Here is a 14,431-nt window from a genome sequence, read left to right on the forward strand (position 1 = left end):
ATGTCCATGAAGCTGCTGATTCTGGGACTGCTGCTGGAACGCGATATGCATCCTTACGAGATCACTCTCGTGATGAAGGAACGCTCGATGGATCAAATCATCAAGCTGCAGATGGGTTCACTCTACTACGCTGTAGATAAACTGGCGGAGGGTGGACATATTGAGACGGTGGAGGTCATCCGCAGCCCGGACCGGCCTGACAAGACCATCTACCGCATTACCGATAAAGGCAAGGAATTAATGGAACAGCTCATTTTGCAGCAGATTAAAAAAAGTGATCCGCCCTATCATCCGCTATACATGGCCTTGGCCTTATCCCGTTATATTGATCAGGAGAAGGTGGCGAAGCTGCTGGAGGAACGCATCCGCGAGGCAGAGCATCAAGTGAACTTCGCCTATCAGGTGTATGAGGAGCATATCTCCCTTGTCCCCCGCTCGTCACTGCATCTGATGTACGGCAGATACGAGCACTGCCTGACAGAGCTGAAGTGGCTGAAGCGCCTGTATGACGATGTTGTGGCCGGGAAGATGAGTGACAAGGGCAGCCCTATAATTGATCCATAAACCTCCCTCAGGAGGATTGTCCCGCAGCCTTTACCGGTGGCCGGGACGGTCCTCCACTTGTTTATTTCCTTTGTTGGTACGTTTAATTAGGTTCGCTTGTTGGCTTTATTTGTTTGTTTGTTTCTTTTTGTTTACTTGGTTTGTTGGGTCAGCTTGTTCCTGCCGCTTGTTGCCCCAGTATCGCAGCTTCCAGCGTTGAAGCTGTTTAAGGAGGGCGCATTCTGTTTAAAAGGGAGCAAACCGCAGGTAGAGGATTCGGGAATCATCGTAAATTCCGGGCCTCTTTACCGGCGGATATTCTGGAAAGAAAGGGAAGTGAGTCCAAGATGAGCGATGACAAAAAGCCGATTAGAGACAACCGCGATCACCCGGAGCAATATCCTACGGACAACCCCAGCTTGTTCGATTTGGACGAAAGTGAGCAGAATGTAGATCCGATCCCCGTAGAGGACCTGACATTAGAGCAGCAAGAGGAGAAGGATAAAGAGAGCACGAAGCACCGCTCCTCCAGCGACAAGAAGTACCATACCGGATTCTAACGAAGTGCAGAATTTCAACGTCACGTACCGAATTCCGGGGTACTCAGAAGTTGTGAGCGATAGTGAATGGAGGAATATTATTGTTGAGAGCGTTACCACTTAACCAGCGCGGCATACCCGCCAGCCGTATCGCCCTGGGCTGCATGGGGCTGGGCGGCGGCTGGGACCGTGAACCAGTCACCGCTTCGAATATGAAGCAGGGACATGAGGCGCTGGATGCGGCGTTGTCGGTCGGGATTAATTTTTTTGACCATGCAGATATCTACACCCGGGGAAAAGCGGAGAAAGTGTTCGGGCAACTCCTACAAGAGCGTCCAGGACTGCGCGAAGACATCATCCTGCAGTCAAAATGTGGCATTAAGCTGATGGAGCCGGGAGACCTCTCCAATAGGTTCGACCTCTCCAAGGAGCATATTCTAGCCAGTGTGGATGGAACTCTCGCGCGGCTGGGTACAGAGTATATTGATATTCTGCTGCTTCACCGCCCCGATCCGCTGATGGACCCCGAGGAGGTCGCCGAAGCCCTGCATCAGCTCAAGGCCGCAGGTAAGGTACGCCACTTCGGCGTCTCCAACATGAGCGCTGCCCAGATCAAGCTGCTGCAAGCCTATTGTGACGAGCCATTCATCGTCAATCAACTGCATATGAGCCTGTCCAAAATCAGTTGGGTCGATGCGGTACTCAGCGTCAACCGCGAGGAGTGGAAGGACATCACGTTCCCGGAGGGCACGATGGAGTATTGCCGCGCCGAGAACATTCAGCTCCAGGCCTGGGGGCCGCTGGCCCAGGGCCTCTTCAGCGGACGGCCGCTGGAAGGCCAGCCGGAGAGTGTCGTGCATACAGCGGCCAGAGTGCGGGCGCTTGCTGACGAGAAAGGCACGACAGCCGAAGCCATCGTGCTGGCCTGGCTGATGACGCACCCTGCCGCCATCATGCCTGTCATCGGCACCGTGAATCCGCTGCGGATCGTAGCCTGCGCAGGGGCGGAACAGCTTGAGCTGTCCCGCAAGGAATGGTATGAGCTGTATGTCAGCTCACGCGGGGAAAAGCTTCCATGAGACTACACTATAAACTAGTGTGCCGAACAGAAGCTCATACACAGTAACTACTACCAACTAAAAGATAACTTATAGGGATTGTCTAATAGGCTGGGTAGATATGAGAGGGATCTTTCCCTCTCATTCTGGCGTATTGCCTACTTCTGGCTGATTCTGAGGGATTTATCCCTCTCCTTCCGGCGTATTGCCTACTTCGGGCCGATTCAGAGGGATTAATCCCTCTCCCTCCGACGTATCGCCTACTTCCAACAAATTCAGAGGGATTTATCCCTCTCCTTCCGGCGTATCGCCTACTTCGGCCATATTCAGAGGGATTTTTCCCTCTCGCTCCGGCGTATCGCCTACTTCCAGCCAATTCAAGTGCACTATTACTCTCATTCTCACTCCTAGCTACTTTCCGCCGATTCAGGTGCACTTCTGCTCCTCATTCATGCATCCTAGCCACTTCCAGCCAATTCAGGTGCACTATTACTCTTCATCCCCACCTCCTAGCCGCTTCCAGCCAATTCAAGTGCACTATTACTCTTCATTCACGCTCCCTAGCTACTTTCCGCCGATTCAGGCGCACTTCTGCTCCTCATTCACACCTCCTAAGCACTTCTGGCCAATTCAAGTGCACTATTACTCTTCATTCACGCCTCCTAGCCACTTCCAGCCAATTCAGGTGCACTATTACTCTTCATTCACACCTCCTAACCACTTTCGGCTGACTCAGAGGGGTATGGCCAAAATCCCGGACCCTCCATCCGAATCAATCGTTCTTTATTAAGAACATTTGTGAAAAACAGCGATATACGTAGTTAAATCAAGATAATAAGAATTATTCGTGCTTTATTGCGAACATTCCGCTGTATTTAACATCTTTCTTTTTCTAGCCGGGCAGTGTATGATTTGATTACGGAAACGTTCTTTATTAAGAACGATTATAACGAATATTGAAAATTGATTCTTGAATGTCCAATGTCGAATACCGAACATCGAACAATGAATAACAACTACCGAACAATCAATCAGCATGTTGAGAGGGGGCTTAGCTATGTACCCCAGATCTGCCAAACGGCGCAAACGGAACACTACGAAACTCGGCCTGCGGATTCTGCAATCCGGCGTGGCGGTATCTGTACTTCTAATGTATACCTCGAATCAGATCGGCAGCACTTACGGGGAGTTCCATACCACCCAGGAGCAGATCAGCTCCATCGGGCTCTGCTCGGTATTCCCGGGTCAGATCGAACAGCTGTTGTCCGAATTCAGCGGACATCTCCGTACAATTACTGAACTGAAGGCAACCCTTGGCAGTTACAGCATCAGCGGAGTGTACAATACTTCCCTCACTGCCAGCGGACTGTCACTGGATGAGCTGGATCAGGCTACCGGTGAAATCTCGGCGCAACTCCTTCATGCCAGCAGCGAAATTGCCGCACTGGGGACACAGCTCAGCTTCAACGGGACGGTCTGGCAGCAAATTCTGCAGGAAATTGGCAGCGCAGCGGCCATTCTGCAAAAGCTCGGAGGATATATAGTGAACCTTGAACCCAACTGCCTGGAAATCCGTGACGCCCAGTTCTTCGAGCAAATGCAGGAGAGCCTGCATCTAAGCGGGATTTTGTCGGAGTCGCTGACAGATACGTTAACCGGAATCGTGAATTATCTCAGTACCATTCATGATATCGGCGGATCATTGCCAACCGGCAATCCGGACCGCGTACTTCTCCGGGATGCAGCCTACGGATTCCCTGCGGAAGAGCCTGTTCTCTCATTGATCACCCAAGCCTACAATGCGGATTCGGCGTTATCTCCCGAGCTACAGGCAACGTATGGGCAGTTCGGCACAGAATTGACAGCAGCCAAGGACAACCTCTCTTCCACCGTCAGCACCCTACAGGAACGGCTGGCTGAGATTGCTGAAGCCAAGACGGCCCTTCTGGACAAAGCCAAGGCAGTGAAAGAGGAGGAGGAGAGGCTGGCACTTGAAAAAGCCAAAGCGGAGGAAGCGGCCGCCGAAGCCCGGAGGCTCGCAGAGGAGCAGGCCAAGAATACCCCGCGTGTATCTGCTGCGCCAGATGGGAACCCATCAGTCGAAGAGCCAGTGCTAGATGCTCCAGTAGGAGAACCTCCACTTCCAGCGGCGTCGCCGGAAGCAGAGGTTACCGCTCCGACGATCGTTCCGGCTGTTACTCCAGCGGTAATTCCGGCGGCCTCTCCGGCTGTTTCTCCGGCGGTCATTCCTGCGGCTACTCCAGCGGTCATTCCGGCGGCCACTCCGGCGGCTAATTCATCAACCACTCCGGCGCATGAGACCCTTCTCCCGGAAGCCACTCCGGCGGATCAGCCCGATAAGGAACTCAACGGAAGCGTCCCAGACAGCGGGCAGCCTGCAGCACCTACAGCCACAGCTACCCCGTCTCCCGAATCCGATACCAGCAAAGGCGGCGAATAATATGCGCATCCAAAAAATAGCCAGCACAATAGCTTCCACACTGATATTGATGGTTTTTCTGGTACTGATCACAGCCGTGTTGATCTCCAAAGCCTCCGGCGGTGAACCCTCATTCTTCGGCTATCAGATCAAGACGGTATTATCCGGCTCCATGGAGCCCGGAATCCAGACCGGCTCCGTTATAGCCATTAAGCCGGGAGGAGATATGACCCGGTTCCAGAAGGGCGATGTCATTACTTTTACGAATCCGGATAACATTCTGATTACCCACCGCGTTGTCGAAGCAGAACTGAACAGTGCTCTGGGGGAAGCCAGCTATACCACCAAGGGCGACAATAACGATGCAGCCGATTCCGCAGCAGTCAGCTCTACGAATGTAGTGGGCCAATATGCGGGCGTAACTATCCCCTATGTCGGCTACGCCATGAACTTCGCCGTGTCCAAAGCCGGAAGTGTAGTGCTGATGATCATCCCTGGATTGCTCCTGCTCCTCTATGCCCTGTATTCTTCCTGGAAGGCCGTGGCGGCACTCGAGAACAAGAATGCACAACCGGGCGGGACCAGCGGGCCTGACCCCCTGTCCGACCTTATACCCTGAACCGATTGTCCTCTCCCGTTTACGAAACGCGGAGCCACAATATAGTCTCCCGGAAGCACAGGCTATGCACCACACAGAACCATAAGAGAGGGATGAACAAATGAACGTCAAAAAAACATTAGGTCTCGGCGTTGTATCGGCAGCCTTAGGATTAACCCTGGTCGGCGGGGGTACCTTCGCTTACTTCAGCAGCACATCCACCACCTCAGCTTCTTTTAACAACGGAACTTTATCACTGAAATCAGATCCCTCCGTCATTGTTAATCTCAGCAACCTTAAGCCGGGAGATTCCATTCTAAGAGATTTCAAATTGAAAAATGACGGGACGCTCAATATTCCCAAGGTGATCCTACGCACCTCCTCTCTTATTACAGATGCCCAGGGAGACAACGGCTCGCATAATTTCAAGGATGATATTATTGTGACCTTCCTCGTCAACAAGGATAAAAAAGAATCGCCGCTTCTGGTCATCTCCCTGGCTGATCTGGAGAATCAGAGTCCCGATCTGGTAGCCCGGGGAATTGTCGGTGCGATCCTGGGCGGTGAGAAGTCCGGCATTAAGGCGGGCACCTCGGATAACCTGACCATCCAATTCGCCTTCAAGGAAACCCTGCAGCCGCAGAACTACTATCAGGGCGATACGCTTGCCTTGACCTTGAATTTCGAAGCTAACCAGGAAGCAGGCTCCCTGAAGTAAGACACAGCCAGTGAATTCCTAATGACCAATATCAATAATATAACCGAGGAGGAAATGAATAATGGGTATCAAAAAAACGTTGGGTCTTGGCATAGCATCGGCAGCACTGGGGTTGTCTTTAATCGGAGGGGGGACCTTCGCTTACTTCAGCTCCACTACAACCAGCACGGCAACCTTCGCCGCAGGCACGCTGAAGCTCGGCTCTTCCTTCAATACACCGGTAGCCCTGACGAATCTGAAGCCGGGAGACTACACCGTCCGCACCTTCACCTTATCGAATGACGGCACACTGGATATCAAATTCCTCAAGCTTGCCACCAGTTACACCGTGACCGATTCGCTGGGGGATAACGCCGGACAGGATCTCGGAGACCACTTCAAAGTCAAACTCCTTAAGGATACTTATACCGGCGGCTCCACCAGCGGATATGTCCTCTCCGAAGTCTCCCTGAAGGATCTGAAGAATATCGCCAGCTACGACCTCGTAGCCATGGGGGCAGTACCCGGGGGCATTGCCGCCGCCCAGTCCAAAACCTTCAAGGTAGCCTTTGAATTCGTGGACAACAGCCAGGATCAGAACATCTTCCAGGGTGACAGCTTATCCCTGAACTGGACATTCGATGCGCTGCAGGGTCTGGGAGAAGCCAAGTAACCCGGAGCCATCTATATCCCAAACGGCATATCCTCCCTCATCCGGGCGGGGTATGCCATTTTGTCGCGCTCCTTCTCAGTTCAATGATTTTTGTTCGTTTTACAGATTTTTGTTATACTGACAAGTGAAAACGGCTTTGCCGTCCTTCTAAGGGGCGGTACCGTTACAGCGAGAAAGATAAGGATAATGTATAGCGCGAAGCATATAAATTCTTATCTTTTAACAAAAGTACGGAGGGCGTTGTAATCGTGTCAGATACTATGGGAAGCCGCATCCACAGGCTCCGGCTGGAGAAGGGGTATTCTTTGTCCGAGCTTGCGGATAAGGCTGATGTGGCGAAATCATACCTCAGTAATGTGGAACGGAATATCCAATCCAACCCCTCCATTCAATTTATCGAAAAAATTGCCGATGCGCTTCAGGTATCCGTTCACGCATTACTGTATGGCGGACATGCGGAGACTGAAGAACCGGCGCTGGATGGAGAATGGTTCCGGCTGGTACAGGAAGCGATGGCCTCAGGAATAAGCAAACGTGAATTCAAGGAATTTCTCGATTACCAGAAATGGCGCATGGATCAAAAGGACAATTAAAGACGTTGAAGCAGGCGGAGCCTATGGTTCGGCAACAGGTCTCCAGCCCTGCCGGGACACAGAAAAGGACACAGCGACCGGTTCGCTGTGCCCTTTTCTGTATGTATCCGTACAATAAGTGACCGTCCTACATCGCCTGGAGCGCCTTCTCGCTGAAAAACCGGCGGATCTCCTCCGCCTGAATACCCGCCTGCTTGGCAGACATCAGCAAGTACACCCATTCTAAATCCAGATCAACTGCCTGCAGCTCGTCATTCCCCTGGTTGGACATATCCAAGAAATCTCCTCCTAGAATTTTCGCGTCCCCAGGCAGTCCGGCCATCATAGTATTTCTACTTTAGATCCGAGACTTTGTGCCCCTGTCTTTCGGCAGGTTTACCCTTTACTGGACCCTTTCCGTGAAAGGATCTGGCAAGAATCGTTGAAAGCGTTCTCCGCAATAACATTATACAAGATCTTGTGCGAATAGTGTGTCGTTTTCTGGAATTTTTTTATGTTAAATGGTGAGGAACCTTAGCTGAAATTGCCAGTGGCTTGTATAAATATTTCCATTTCCAAGTTCAAACGATCCATATTAGGTTTAATATACTAGAGGCACTAGATCCGTTCCGTAATCATAATATAGAAATATAGAAACAATTACCCATTTCCAAAATATACAAACCTCTAAATTATGATTGTTCTGTATGAATACTGTAATGAATCATGCCGTTTTGCGAACGGATTGCACGAAAGTATGAATTGATTACCCCGCCGGAAAGTAGCACAATAAGATGAGAATGAAACCGCAAACATTTGCAGCTCCGCCAAGTGGCACACCTGTATGCCACGCGCTGAGTTTATCCGTTAGGAGGACCTATTCATGGCAGTCAAAGAGCCCTATAACGCAACTGTATGGAACAAATATTACGGCCCCAATCTGGGCTACATCCAAGAGCAGTATGAGCAGTTTGTCAAGGACCCCTCTTCTGTTGAACAACATTACCGCGATCTCTTCACTGTATCCGGCCCCCCTCCTCTGGCTCCAGACGCCGAGAGGGTTCCAGGACCTGCAGTTTCAGCGGATGCCGACTGGCTCAAGAAGGCTGTCAAGGCCTCGAAGCTGATCGCTAATATTCGTATATATGGCCATATGGCCGCTAACATCGACCCGCTGGAGCGCAGCAGCAATCCGATGGCCAAATGGCTGGAGCTGGAGACTTATGAGCTCACCCGCGAGGATCTGAATGCCCTGCCCGCTTCGCTAATCTGGGATAATGCCCCTGCGGATGTGCATACCGCTATGGATGCTGTCCACAGAATGCGGCAGGCTTACACACAGACCATTGCCTATGAATTCGGGCATGTCCACGATGAGAGCGAGCTGCGCTGGCTCAACAGCCAGGCGGAATCCATGACTTCCCCGGCCCCGCTCAACAATACGGAGCGTAAGGAGCTGCTGAAGCGCCTGGTTCAAGTAGAGCATTTCGAGACCTTCCTGCATAAGACTTTTGTCGGCCAGAAGCGGTTCAGTCTGGAGGGCAATGACGCCCTCGTGCCTATGCTGGACGAGATTGTGCGGGCAGCCGCGCATGACGGCGCGGAGCATATTCTGATGGGCATGGCGCACCGCGGAAGACTCAACGTGCTGGCCCATATTCTGGGCAAGCCTTATGATATTATTTTCTCGGAGTTCCATCATTCGCCGAACAAGGAGCTGTTCCCTTCCGAAGGCTCAATGGGTGTCACCTACGGCTGGAGCGGCGATGTGAAGTATCACCTCGGGGCTGACCGTGCTGTCCGCGAAGGCGAAACCGTACGCACCCGGATCACGCTCGCTAACAACCCGAGCCATCTCGAATTCGTCAATCCGGTAGTAGAAGGCTTCACTCGTGCCGCCCAGGAAGAACGGAATGCACCGGGCCTGCCGAAGCTGAATACGAGCAAGGCGATGGCTGTGCTGATGCACGGCGATGCTGCCTTCCCGGGTGAAGGTATCGTTGCAGAGACTCTTAATATCGGCAAATTGCAGGGTTATCAGAATGGCGGTACCGTGCATATTATCGTCAATAACCGTATCGGCTTCACAACGGAGAGCGAGGATTCCCGTTCCACCCATTACGCCAGCGACCTGGCCAAAGGGTATGAGATTCCGATCGTGCATGTCAATGCCGATGATCCTGAAGCCTGCATTGCCGCCGTCCGTCTGGCCAGTGCTTACCGCCACCAGTTCAAGAAGGACTTCCTGATTGACCTGATCGGCTACCGCCGCCATGGACATAATGAAATGGATGATCCCGATACTACTCAGCCTATTGTCTATGGCAAGGTACGCAATCACCCTACTGTCTACCGGGTATATGCAGAACGCCTCCAGCGTGAGAAGGTGATCACCGAGGATGATGTGAAGAACATGATTACCGAGGCCGAGAGTGTATTGCAGCAGGCGTTCGATCAGATGAAGGAAGGCAAACAGAAGAATGCGGAGTCCAAAACCGCTGTCGCTCTGGAGCCCGATCAGCCTACTCAGCGTCCGACAGCCTACTCTCTGGCCGGTCTGCAGGAGATTAACCGCGAGCTGCTGCGTGTACCGGATGGCTTCACGGTCTATCCGAAGCTGGACCGGATTCTGAAGCGCCGCAAGGATGCGCTGAATGACGGGGAGCGGGTCGACTGGGCTCTGGCTGAGACCCTTGCCTTCGCTACCATTCTCAAGGACGGCACTCCTATCCGCCTCAGCGGTCAGGATTCCCAGCGAGGCACCTTCGCCCACCGCCATCTGGTCCTGCATGACAGCGAGAGCGGCGGACTGTATTCCCCGCTGCATCAGCTGAGTGATTCCCGGGCTTCCTTCGGGGTCTATAACAGCCCGCTGTCAGAGGCTTCTGTCCTTGGCTTTGAGTATGGGTATAATGTATTTGCCCCGGAGACCTTCGTCATCTGGGAAGCCCAATATGGCGATTTCGCCAACGCCGCCCAGGTCATTATTGACCAGTTCATTTCCGCCGGCCGTGCCAAATGGACCCAGCGCAGCAACCTGACCATCATGCTGCCCCATGGCTATGAAGGCCAGGGGCCGGAGCACTCCAGCGGCAGGCTGGAACGCTTCCTCCAGCTCTCCGCCGAGGAGAACTGGACTGTAGCCAATCTGACCTGTGCTGCGCAGTATTTCCATCTGCTCCGCCGTCAGGCCGCGCTCTGCGGGCAGGCAGATGCCCGGCCGCTGGTCATCATGGCTCCGAAGAGCCTGATCCGCAACCCGCGCAGCACTTCAGCGGGAGTTGACCTTGCTTCGGGCGCCTTCCAGCCGGTTCTTCCCGAACCGCTGCTGGGCAGCAATCCGGAAAAGGTGAAGCGACTGGTGGTGTGCAGCGGGAAGGTTGCCATCGACCTCCAGACCGAGCTTGAAGCTGGACGCGGACAGGATTTCTCCTGGCTGCACATCCTCCGCCTGGAGCAGCTCTATCCGTTCCCGGAACGCGAGCTTGGCGCACATCTCAGCACCTTCAGCTCTCTGGAGGAGATCGTCTGGGTGCAGGAGGAACCGAAGAATATGGGCGGCTGGACGTATGCCGACGCCCGGCTGCGGGCTATTGCCCCGCAGAAGGTGACTGTCCAGTATATCGGCCGCCCGGACCGTTCCAGCCCGGCCAGCGGTTATGCAGATGTCCACAGCTTCGAGCAGCGGCGCATTGTCAGAGAAGCCCTGAAACTGAATACTCAAGTGCAAGCACCTGTACCGTCTTCCTGAACGCAGCAGGCGGTCATACGATAACGCAATCCACTATATTTGGGGAGGTAACGGCCTGTGTCCGAGATAAAAGTACCTGATTTGGGCGAATCGATTTCCGAAGGAACGATCTACAAATGGCTGGTTAAAGAGGGCGACACTGTCGGCCAGGGGGATGTGCTTGCAGAGCTTGAGACTGACAAGGTCAATCTTGAGATCAGTGCGGAGGAGGACGGAGTCATCTCCTCCATCCTGCGCCAGGCGGGCGAGAACGTTGCCGTTGGCGAAGCCATCGGCATTATCGGCGCCGGCAGCGGCGCGGGTGCTGCCAGCGGCAGCAAGCCGGCAGCTGCCGCCTCACCGCAGAGCGGCAGCGTGCCTGCTGCTGCCGCAGGTGCCGCAGCGGCTGAACCCGCCGCTGCTGTAACGGCTCCGGCCGCCGCCGAAGGTGCGGCGGCTGGCACTGCGGCCCTGGCTTCGCCGGGGGCGCGCAAGCTGGCACGGGAGCGGGGCATCGACCTCGGCGAGGTCAGTGCCCGCGACCCTATCGGCCGGATTGGCCAGGCCGATGTGAATGGCCATGGCGCAGCCGTGCCGCAGGCCGCTGCGCAGGCAGCTCCGGCGGCGGCCGCACGGCCGGAGCCGGCGAAGCCGCCCGTGCCGGCGGGCAAGGCGCCGCACGCCGAGGACGGCAAAGCGACCGAGCGCAAGCGCATGTCGCGCAGACGGCTGACGATTGCCAGCCGCCTGGTCGAAGCGCAGCAGACGGCAGCGATGCTGACCACCTTCAACGAGGTGGACATGACTGCAATTCTCGACATCCGCAAACGCCGCAAGGATGCCTTCAAGGAGAAGCATGAGGTCGGACTAGGCTTCATGTCCTTCTTCACCAAGGCCGTCATCGGCGCGCTCAAGGCGTACCCGATGCTGAATGCCGAGATCGACGGAGAGGATCTCCTGCTGAAGAAATATTACGATATCGGCATTGCCGTAGCCGCCAAGGAAGGCCTTGTGGTCCCCGTCGTCCGCGATGCCGACCGGTTAAGCTTCCCCGAGATCGAGCGGCGGATTGGCGAACTCGCCTCCAAGGCGCGGGCTAACACCCTGAGCCTGCCGGAGCTCCAGGGCGGAACCTTCACAATCACGAACGGCGGAGTCTTCGGCTCCCTGTTGTCCACACCAATCCTCAATACTCCGCAGGTCGGTATTCTCGGCATGCATAAGATCCAGCTGCGTCCGATCGCACTGGATGAGGAGCGGACGGCTAACCGTCCGATGATGTACATCGCCTTATCTTACGATCACCGGATCGTAGACGGCTCAGAGGCAGTAAGCTTCCTGGTCAAAGTCAAAGAACTGCTGGAAGACCCTGAATCCCTGCTGCTGGAGGGCTAAGGCTGCGGCCTCGTCGCTTCTCAAATCACACTTTTACAATTAAAAGGCATCCGATCGAGCGTACAGGCTACGCTCTCCGGATGCCTTTTGTTTTGTATAACTAAACTAACTTCGGTCTTCAGTCCTCAGTCTTCAGTCTTCAGTCTTCAGTCTTCAGTCCTCAGTCTAAAACAAACATTCCCCCACTTCTCACTCGCACCATGTAATTCTTGCAGAGAATACAACATCCGCCTCATCCAAATAGCCCAAACCCGAAATTGTTGTATAAAAAGCAGCATCTCCCTTACTCCCAAGCAGCTTGGCACAGAAATTCCTGCATTCCATGCAGCATTCCTCCCAAACATTCAGGTATACAGGGACCGAAGCTGCAAAATGTACAACATTTCTGCCTGTACAGACCGGCACCCGAATGAATGCCCTCTCTATAATCCGCCCCGGATTAATTCACCTACCAGGTCCAGCAGCTGCTCCTTGGTCAATTCCCGGTCCCCATAGGTAGTCGCTGTGTAATAGGTATCCTGCTGCTCGTTGTACCAGTTCAGATAATGGTAGCTGAACCCGGGCTGCACCTCCGGTCTGCTTACCAGATTGTGGACCATCTCACGGCCCTCTACCGTCAGCTTCTCTGCGGTTGCCCCCGGCGGCTGCATAACCTGCATAGGGCCTCCATGCATTAAGGTGGCACTTAATTCAATAACCGCCCCCTGCCTGGTATATTTAGCGCCAACGGACGATACCTCGGTCCACGGGATGGCCTTCATGAACAGATTCCGGCCGGTGTTCTGCCTCGCCTCGGCAGTCAACTCGTCAAGAGTCTGACCGTATAGCGGGTTGGTATCATACTCCTTGTCCGAGGGTGAACCGGGAACGATCGTGCCGGACTTGAAGACATATCCCCCTGCTTCCTTGGGCAGTACAGGCGTCTTCCGTTTGTTCATCTCTCCAAGAAAAGCCGAATAATCAGTCAGACGCAGCTCCTTCCCCGCGTACTGAAGTGCAGACTTCGCGCCTTCCGGGAGTTTCTCTCCTCTGACGAAATAAGCAATAAGCTCCCCCGGCTTGGCCGAATCCATCAGCTTCGAGGCATATTGGGAATAAGGCGCCGATTCTCCCGGATTAGGATTCTCCGCAACATGCTGCACCTTCACTTCACCCGCGTGATTTCGGATCTGAATATACTCCGTGGCGGCGTAAGCTGTCACGGCAACCAGCAGCAGCATGACCAGCACCCCGGAGAACGCTGCCGTTCTGCCCGCAAGCCTGATCCCGCGCGGACTGCGCTGCTGTCCCGAATCTCTGACCCGGGCCATCACCCTGTCCGTCACCTCGATTAGAGGGAACTGCTCCCCGCCGACAGCTGCGGCTTTTATATCTTGGTACTCATCACTGATTCCTGTCCGGTCCATGATATCCCCTCCTCCGCCTGCATGATTTCCCGCACTTTACGTTTGATCCGCTCCATCCTTTTGTGCAGCGCATTGGAACTGATGTTCAGAATAGCGCTGATCTCGGGAAAACTCTGCTCTTCGAACACCCGCAGAACCAGCAGATTCCGCTCCTCCAGTGACAGCCGTCCAAGCGCCGCTTCCAGTGCCGGGCTGTATAGCCGCTCTACCAGCTCTTCCTCAGGGCCGGCTACCGCCGTGTCGGGGCGGAACAACCGCAGGAAATACCCTTGTCTTCTCTGCTGACGCAGCAGATTCAGGCAATGATTGCCGGCAATCCGGTACAGCCAGGCTGAGAAGCTGACGGTGGGCTTGTACCTCCCAATGGATTGATAGGCCTTGACCAGTACATCCTGCACCGCATCCTCGGCATCCTGCTTGTTCCCCAGCATCCGGCAGCAGTACCGGTAGATCGGCTGTTGATACACATCCACAATCCGGGAGTAACATTCCCTCTCCCCTTGCTGCACTCTGATGATAATCGCCTCTACCTGCTGCCCATCCGGCATATGTCCCTGTGACGTTGCCCTCACCTCCTTACTCGTAATACTTCTATAACACCTGACTCCCGCAAAAAGTGCCTGCGGCACGTTTGAATTAAAAAAATTCTATAATTTCATGCCAGCGTGATCCCAAACGTTACACTGGCGCTTCTAATCAGCCATTTATGCGGCATTGATCCCCGCGAAGTGAACGTATGGAAATTCCCCCGCACCATATACTAATATTTTTCGCAAAAAA

Annotated in this window: 13 protein-coding genes and 1 riboswitch; of the genes, 10 read left to right on the plus strand and 3 right to left on the minus strand. The window is 54.1% G+C overall.

The features are described from left to right. The 8 genes from HQN87_RS15500 (at position 1) to HQN87_RS15535 (ending at position 7,141) form a co-directional block, all read left to right on the plus strand. On the plus strand, positions 1-564 hold the full coding sequence (locus HQN87_RS15500; protein WP_173134984.1) for a PadR family transcriptional regulator: 564 nt from the start codon (positions 1-3) through the stop codon (positions 562-564). A gap of 326 nt (positions 565-890) precedes the next feature. After that, on the plus strand, positions 891-1,103 hold the full coding sequence (locus HQN87_RS15505) for a YczO family protein (RefSeq protein ID WP_173134985.1): 213 nt from the start codon (positions 891-893) through the stop codon (positions 1,101-1,103). Between the two features lie 80 nt (positions 1,104-1,183). Continuing rightward, on the plus strand, positions 1,184-2,161 hold the full coding sequence (locus tag HQN87_RS15510) for an aldo/keto reductase (protein WP_301953184.1): 978 nt from the start codon (positions 1,184-1,186) through the stop codon (positions 2,159-2,161). 1,036 nt (positions 2,162-3,197) lie between these two features. Then, positions 3,198-4,601: a hypothetical protein gene (locus HQN87_RS15515; RefSeq protein WP_173134988.1), complete on the plus strand. Its 1,404-nt coding sequence runs from the start codon at positions 3,198-3,200 to the stop codon at positions 4,599-4,601. A 1-nt stretch (position 4,602) separates the two neighbouring features. Continuing rightward, complete coding sequence (sipW, locus tag HQN87_RS15520) at positions 4,603-5,199, plus strand: signal peptidase I SipW (protein WP_173134991.1); 597 nt, start codon at positions 4,603-4,605, stop codon at positions 5,197-5,199. Between the two features lie 100 nt (positions 5,200-5,299). After that, the gene (locus HQN87_RS15525) at positions 5,300-5,896 is read left to right on the plus strand and encodes a TasA family protein (RefSeq protein WP_173134994.1); all 597 of its coding nucleotides are present in this window, start codon (positions 5,300-5,302) and stop codon (positions 5,894-5,896) included. A 61-nt stretch (positions 5,897-5,957) separates the two neighbouring features. After that, positions 5,958-6,548, plus strand: coding sequence for a TasA family protein (locus tag HQN87_RS15530; RefSeq protein WP_173134997.1), 591 nt, complete (start codon positions 5,958-5,960; stop codon positions 6,546-6,548). A 260-nt stretch (positions 6,549-6,808) separates the two neighbouring features. Further along, a complete protein-coding gene (locus HQN87_RS15535) occupies positions 6,809-7,141 on the plus strand; it encodes a helix-turn-helix domain-containing protein (RefSeq protein WP_173135748.1) in 333 nt (110 codons plus the stop codon). Between the two features lie 127 nt (positions 7,142-7,268). Here HQN87_RS15535 and HQN87_RS15540 read toward each other — a convergent pair whose 3' ends face one another. After that, positions 7,269-7,418, minus strand: a complete 150-nt coding sequence (locus HQN87_RS15540) for an anti-repressor SinI family protein (protein WP_425516986.1) — start codon at positions 7,416-7,418, stop codon at positions 7,269-7,271. A gap of 28 nt (positions 7,419-7,446) precedes the next feature. Further along, positions 7,447-7,531, minus strand: a riboswitch (cyclic di-GMP riboswitch). A gap of 472 nt (positions 7,532-8,003) precedes the next feature. On the opposite strand from HQN87_RS15540, the gene HQN87_RS15545 reads away from it, so the two are divergent. Next, positions 8,004-10,871, plus strand: coding sequence for a 2-oxoglutarate dehydrogenase E1 component (locus tag HQN87_RS15545; RefSeq protein ID WP_173135000.1), 2,868 nt, complete (start codon positions 8,004-8,006; stop codon positions 10,869-10,871). A gap of 57 nt (positions 10,872-10,928) precedes the next feature. Beyond that, positions 10,929-12,245 carry a 2-oxoglutarate dehydrogenase complex dihydrolipoyllysine-residue succinyltransferase gene (odhB, locus tag HQN87_RS15550; RefSeq protein WP_173135003.1) on the plus strand — a complete coding sequence of 439 codons (1,317 nt, stop codon included), beginning with the start codon at positions 10,929-10,931 and terminating at the stop codon, positions 12,243-12,245. A gap of 422 nt (positions 12,246-12,667) precedes the next feature. Here odhB and HQN87_RS15555 read toward each other — a convergent pair whose 3' ends face one another. Together HQN87_RS15555 and HQN87_RS15560 are read right to left on the minus strand one after the other, a co-directional pair. Continuing rightward, a complete protein-coding gene (locus HQN87_RS15555; RefSeq protein ID WP_173135006.1) occupies positions 12,668-13,651 on the minus strand; it encodes a hypothetical protein in 984 nt (327 codons plus the stop codon). Next, positions 13,612-14,223 carry an RNA polymerase sigma factor gene (locus HQN87_RS15560; RefSeq protein WP_173135009.1) on the minus strand — a complete coding sequence of 204 codons (612 nt, stop codon included), beginning with the start codon at positions 14,221-14,223 and terminating at the stop codon, positions 13,612-13,614. The genes HQN87_RS15555 and HQN87_RS15560 overlap by 40 nt, the downstream gene beginning before the upstream one ends. Between the last annotated feature and the right edge of the window lie 208 nt (positions 14,224-14,431).

This window comes from Paenibacillus tritici, from assembly GCF_013204885.1.
Lineage (GTDB): Bacteria > Bacillota > Bacilli > Paenibacillales > Paenibacillaceae > Paenibacillus_AQ > Paenibacillus_AQ tritici.

Coding starts and splice junctions, on each gene's coding strand:
- HQN87_RS15525 (WP_173134994.1), top strand. CDS start 5,300: ATGAACGTCAAAAAAACATTAGGTCTCGGCGTTGTATCGGCAGCCTTA.
- HQN87_RS15535 (WP_173135748.1), top strand. CDS start 6,809: ATGGGAAGCCGCATCCACAGGCTCCGGCTGGAGAAGGGGTATTCTTTG.
- HQN87_RS15545 (WP_173135000.1), top strand. CDS start 8,004: ATGGCAGTCAAAGAGCCCTATAACGCAACTGTATGGAACAAATATTAC.
- HQN87_RS15530 (WP_173134997.1), top strand. CDS start 5,958: ATGGGTATCAAAAAAACGTTGGGTCTTGGCATAGCATCGGCAGCACTG.
- sipW (WP_173134991.1), top strand. CDS start 4,603: ATGCGCATCCAAAAAATAGCCAGCACAATAGCTTCCACACTGATATTG.
- HQN87_RS15515 (WP_173134988.1), top strand. CDS start 3,198: ATGTACCCCAGATCTGCCAAACGGCGCAAACGGAACACTACGAAACTC.
- HQN87_RS15555 (WP_173135006.1), bottom strand. CDS start 13,651: ATGGACCGGACAGGAATCAGTGATGAGTACCAAGATATAAAAGCCGCA.
- HQN87_RS15505 (WP_173134985.1), top strand. CDS start 891: ATGAGCGATGACAAAAAGCCGATTAGAGACAACCGCGATCACCCGGAG.
- HQN87_RS15500 (WP_173134984.1), top strand. CDS start 1: ATGTCCATGAAGCTGCTGATTCTGGGACTGCTGCTGGAACGCGATATG.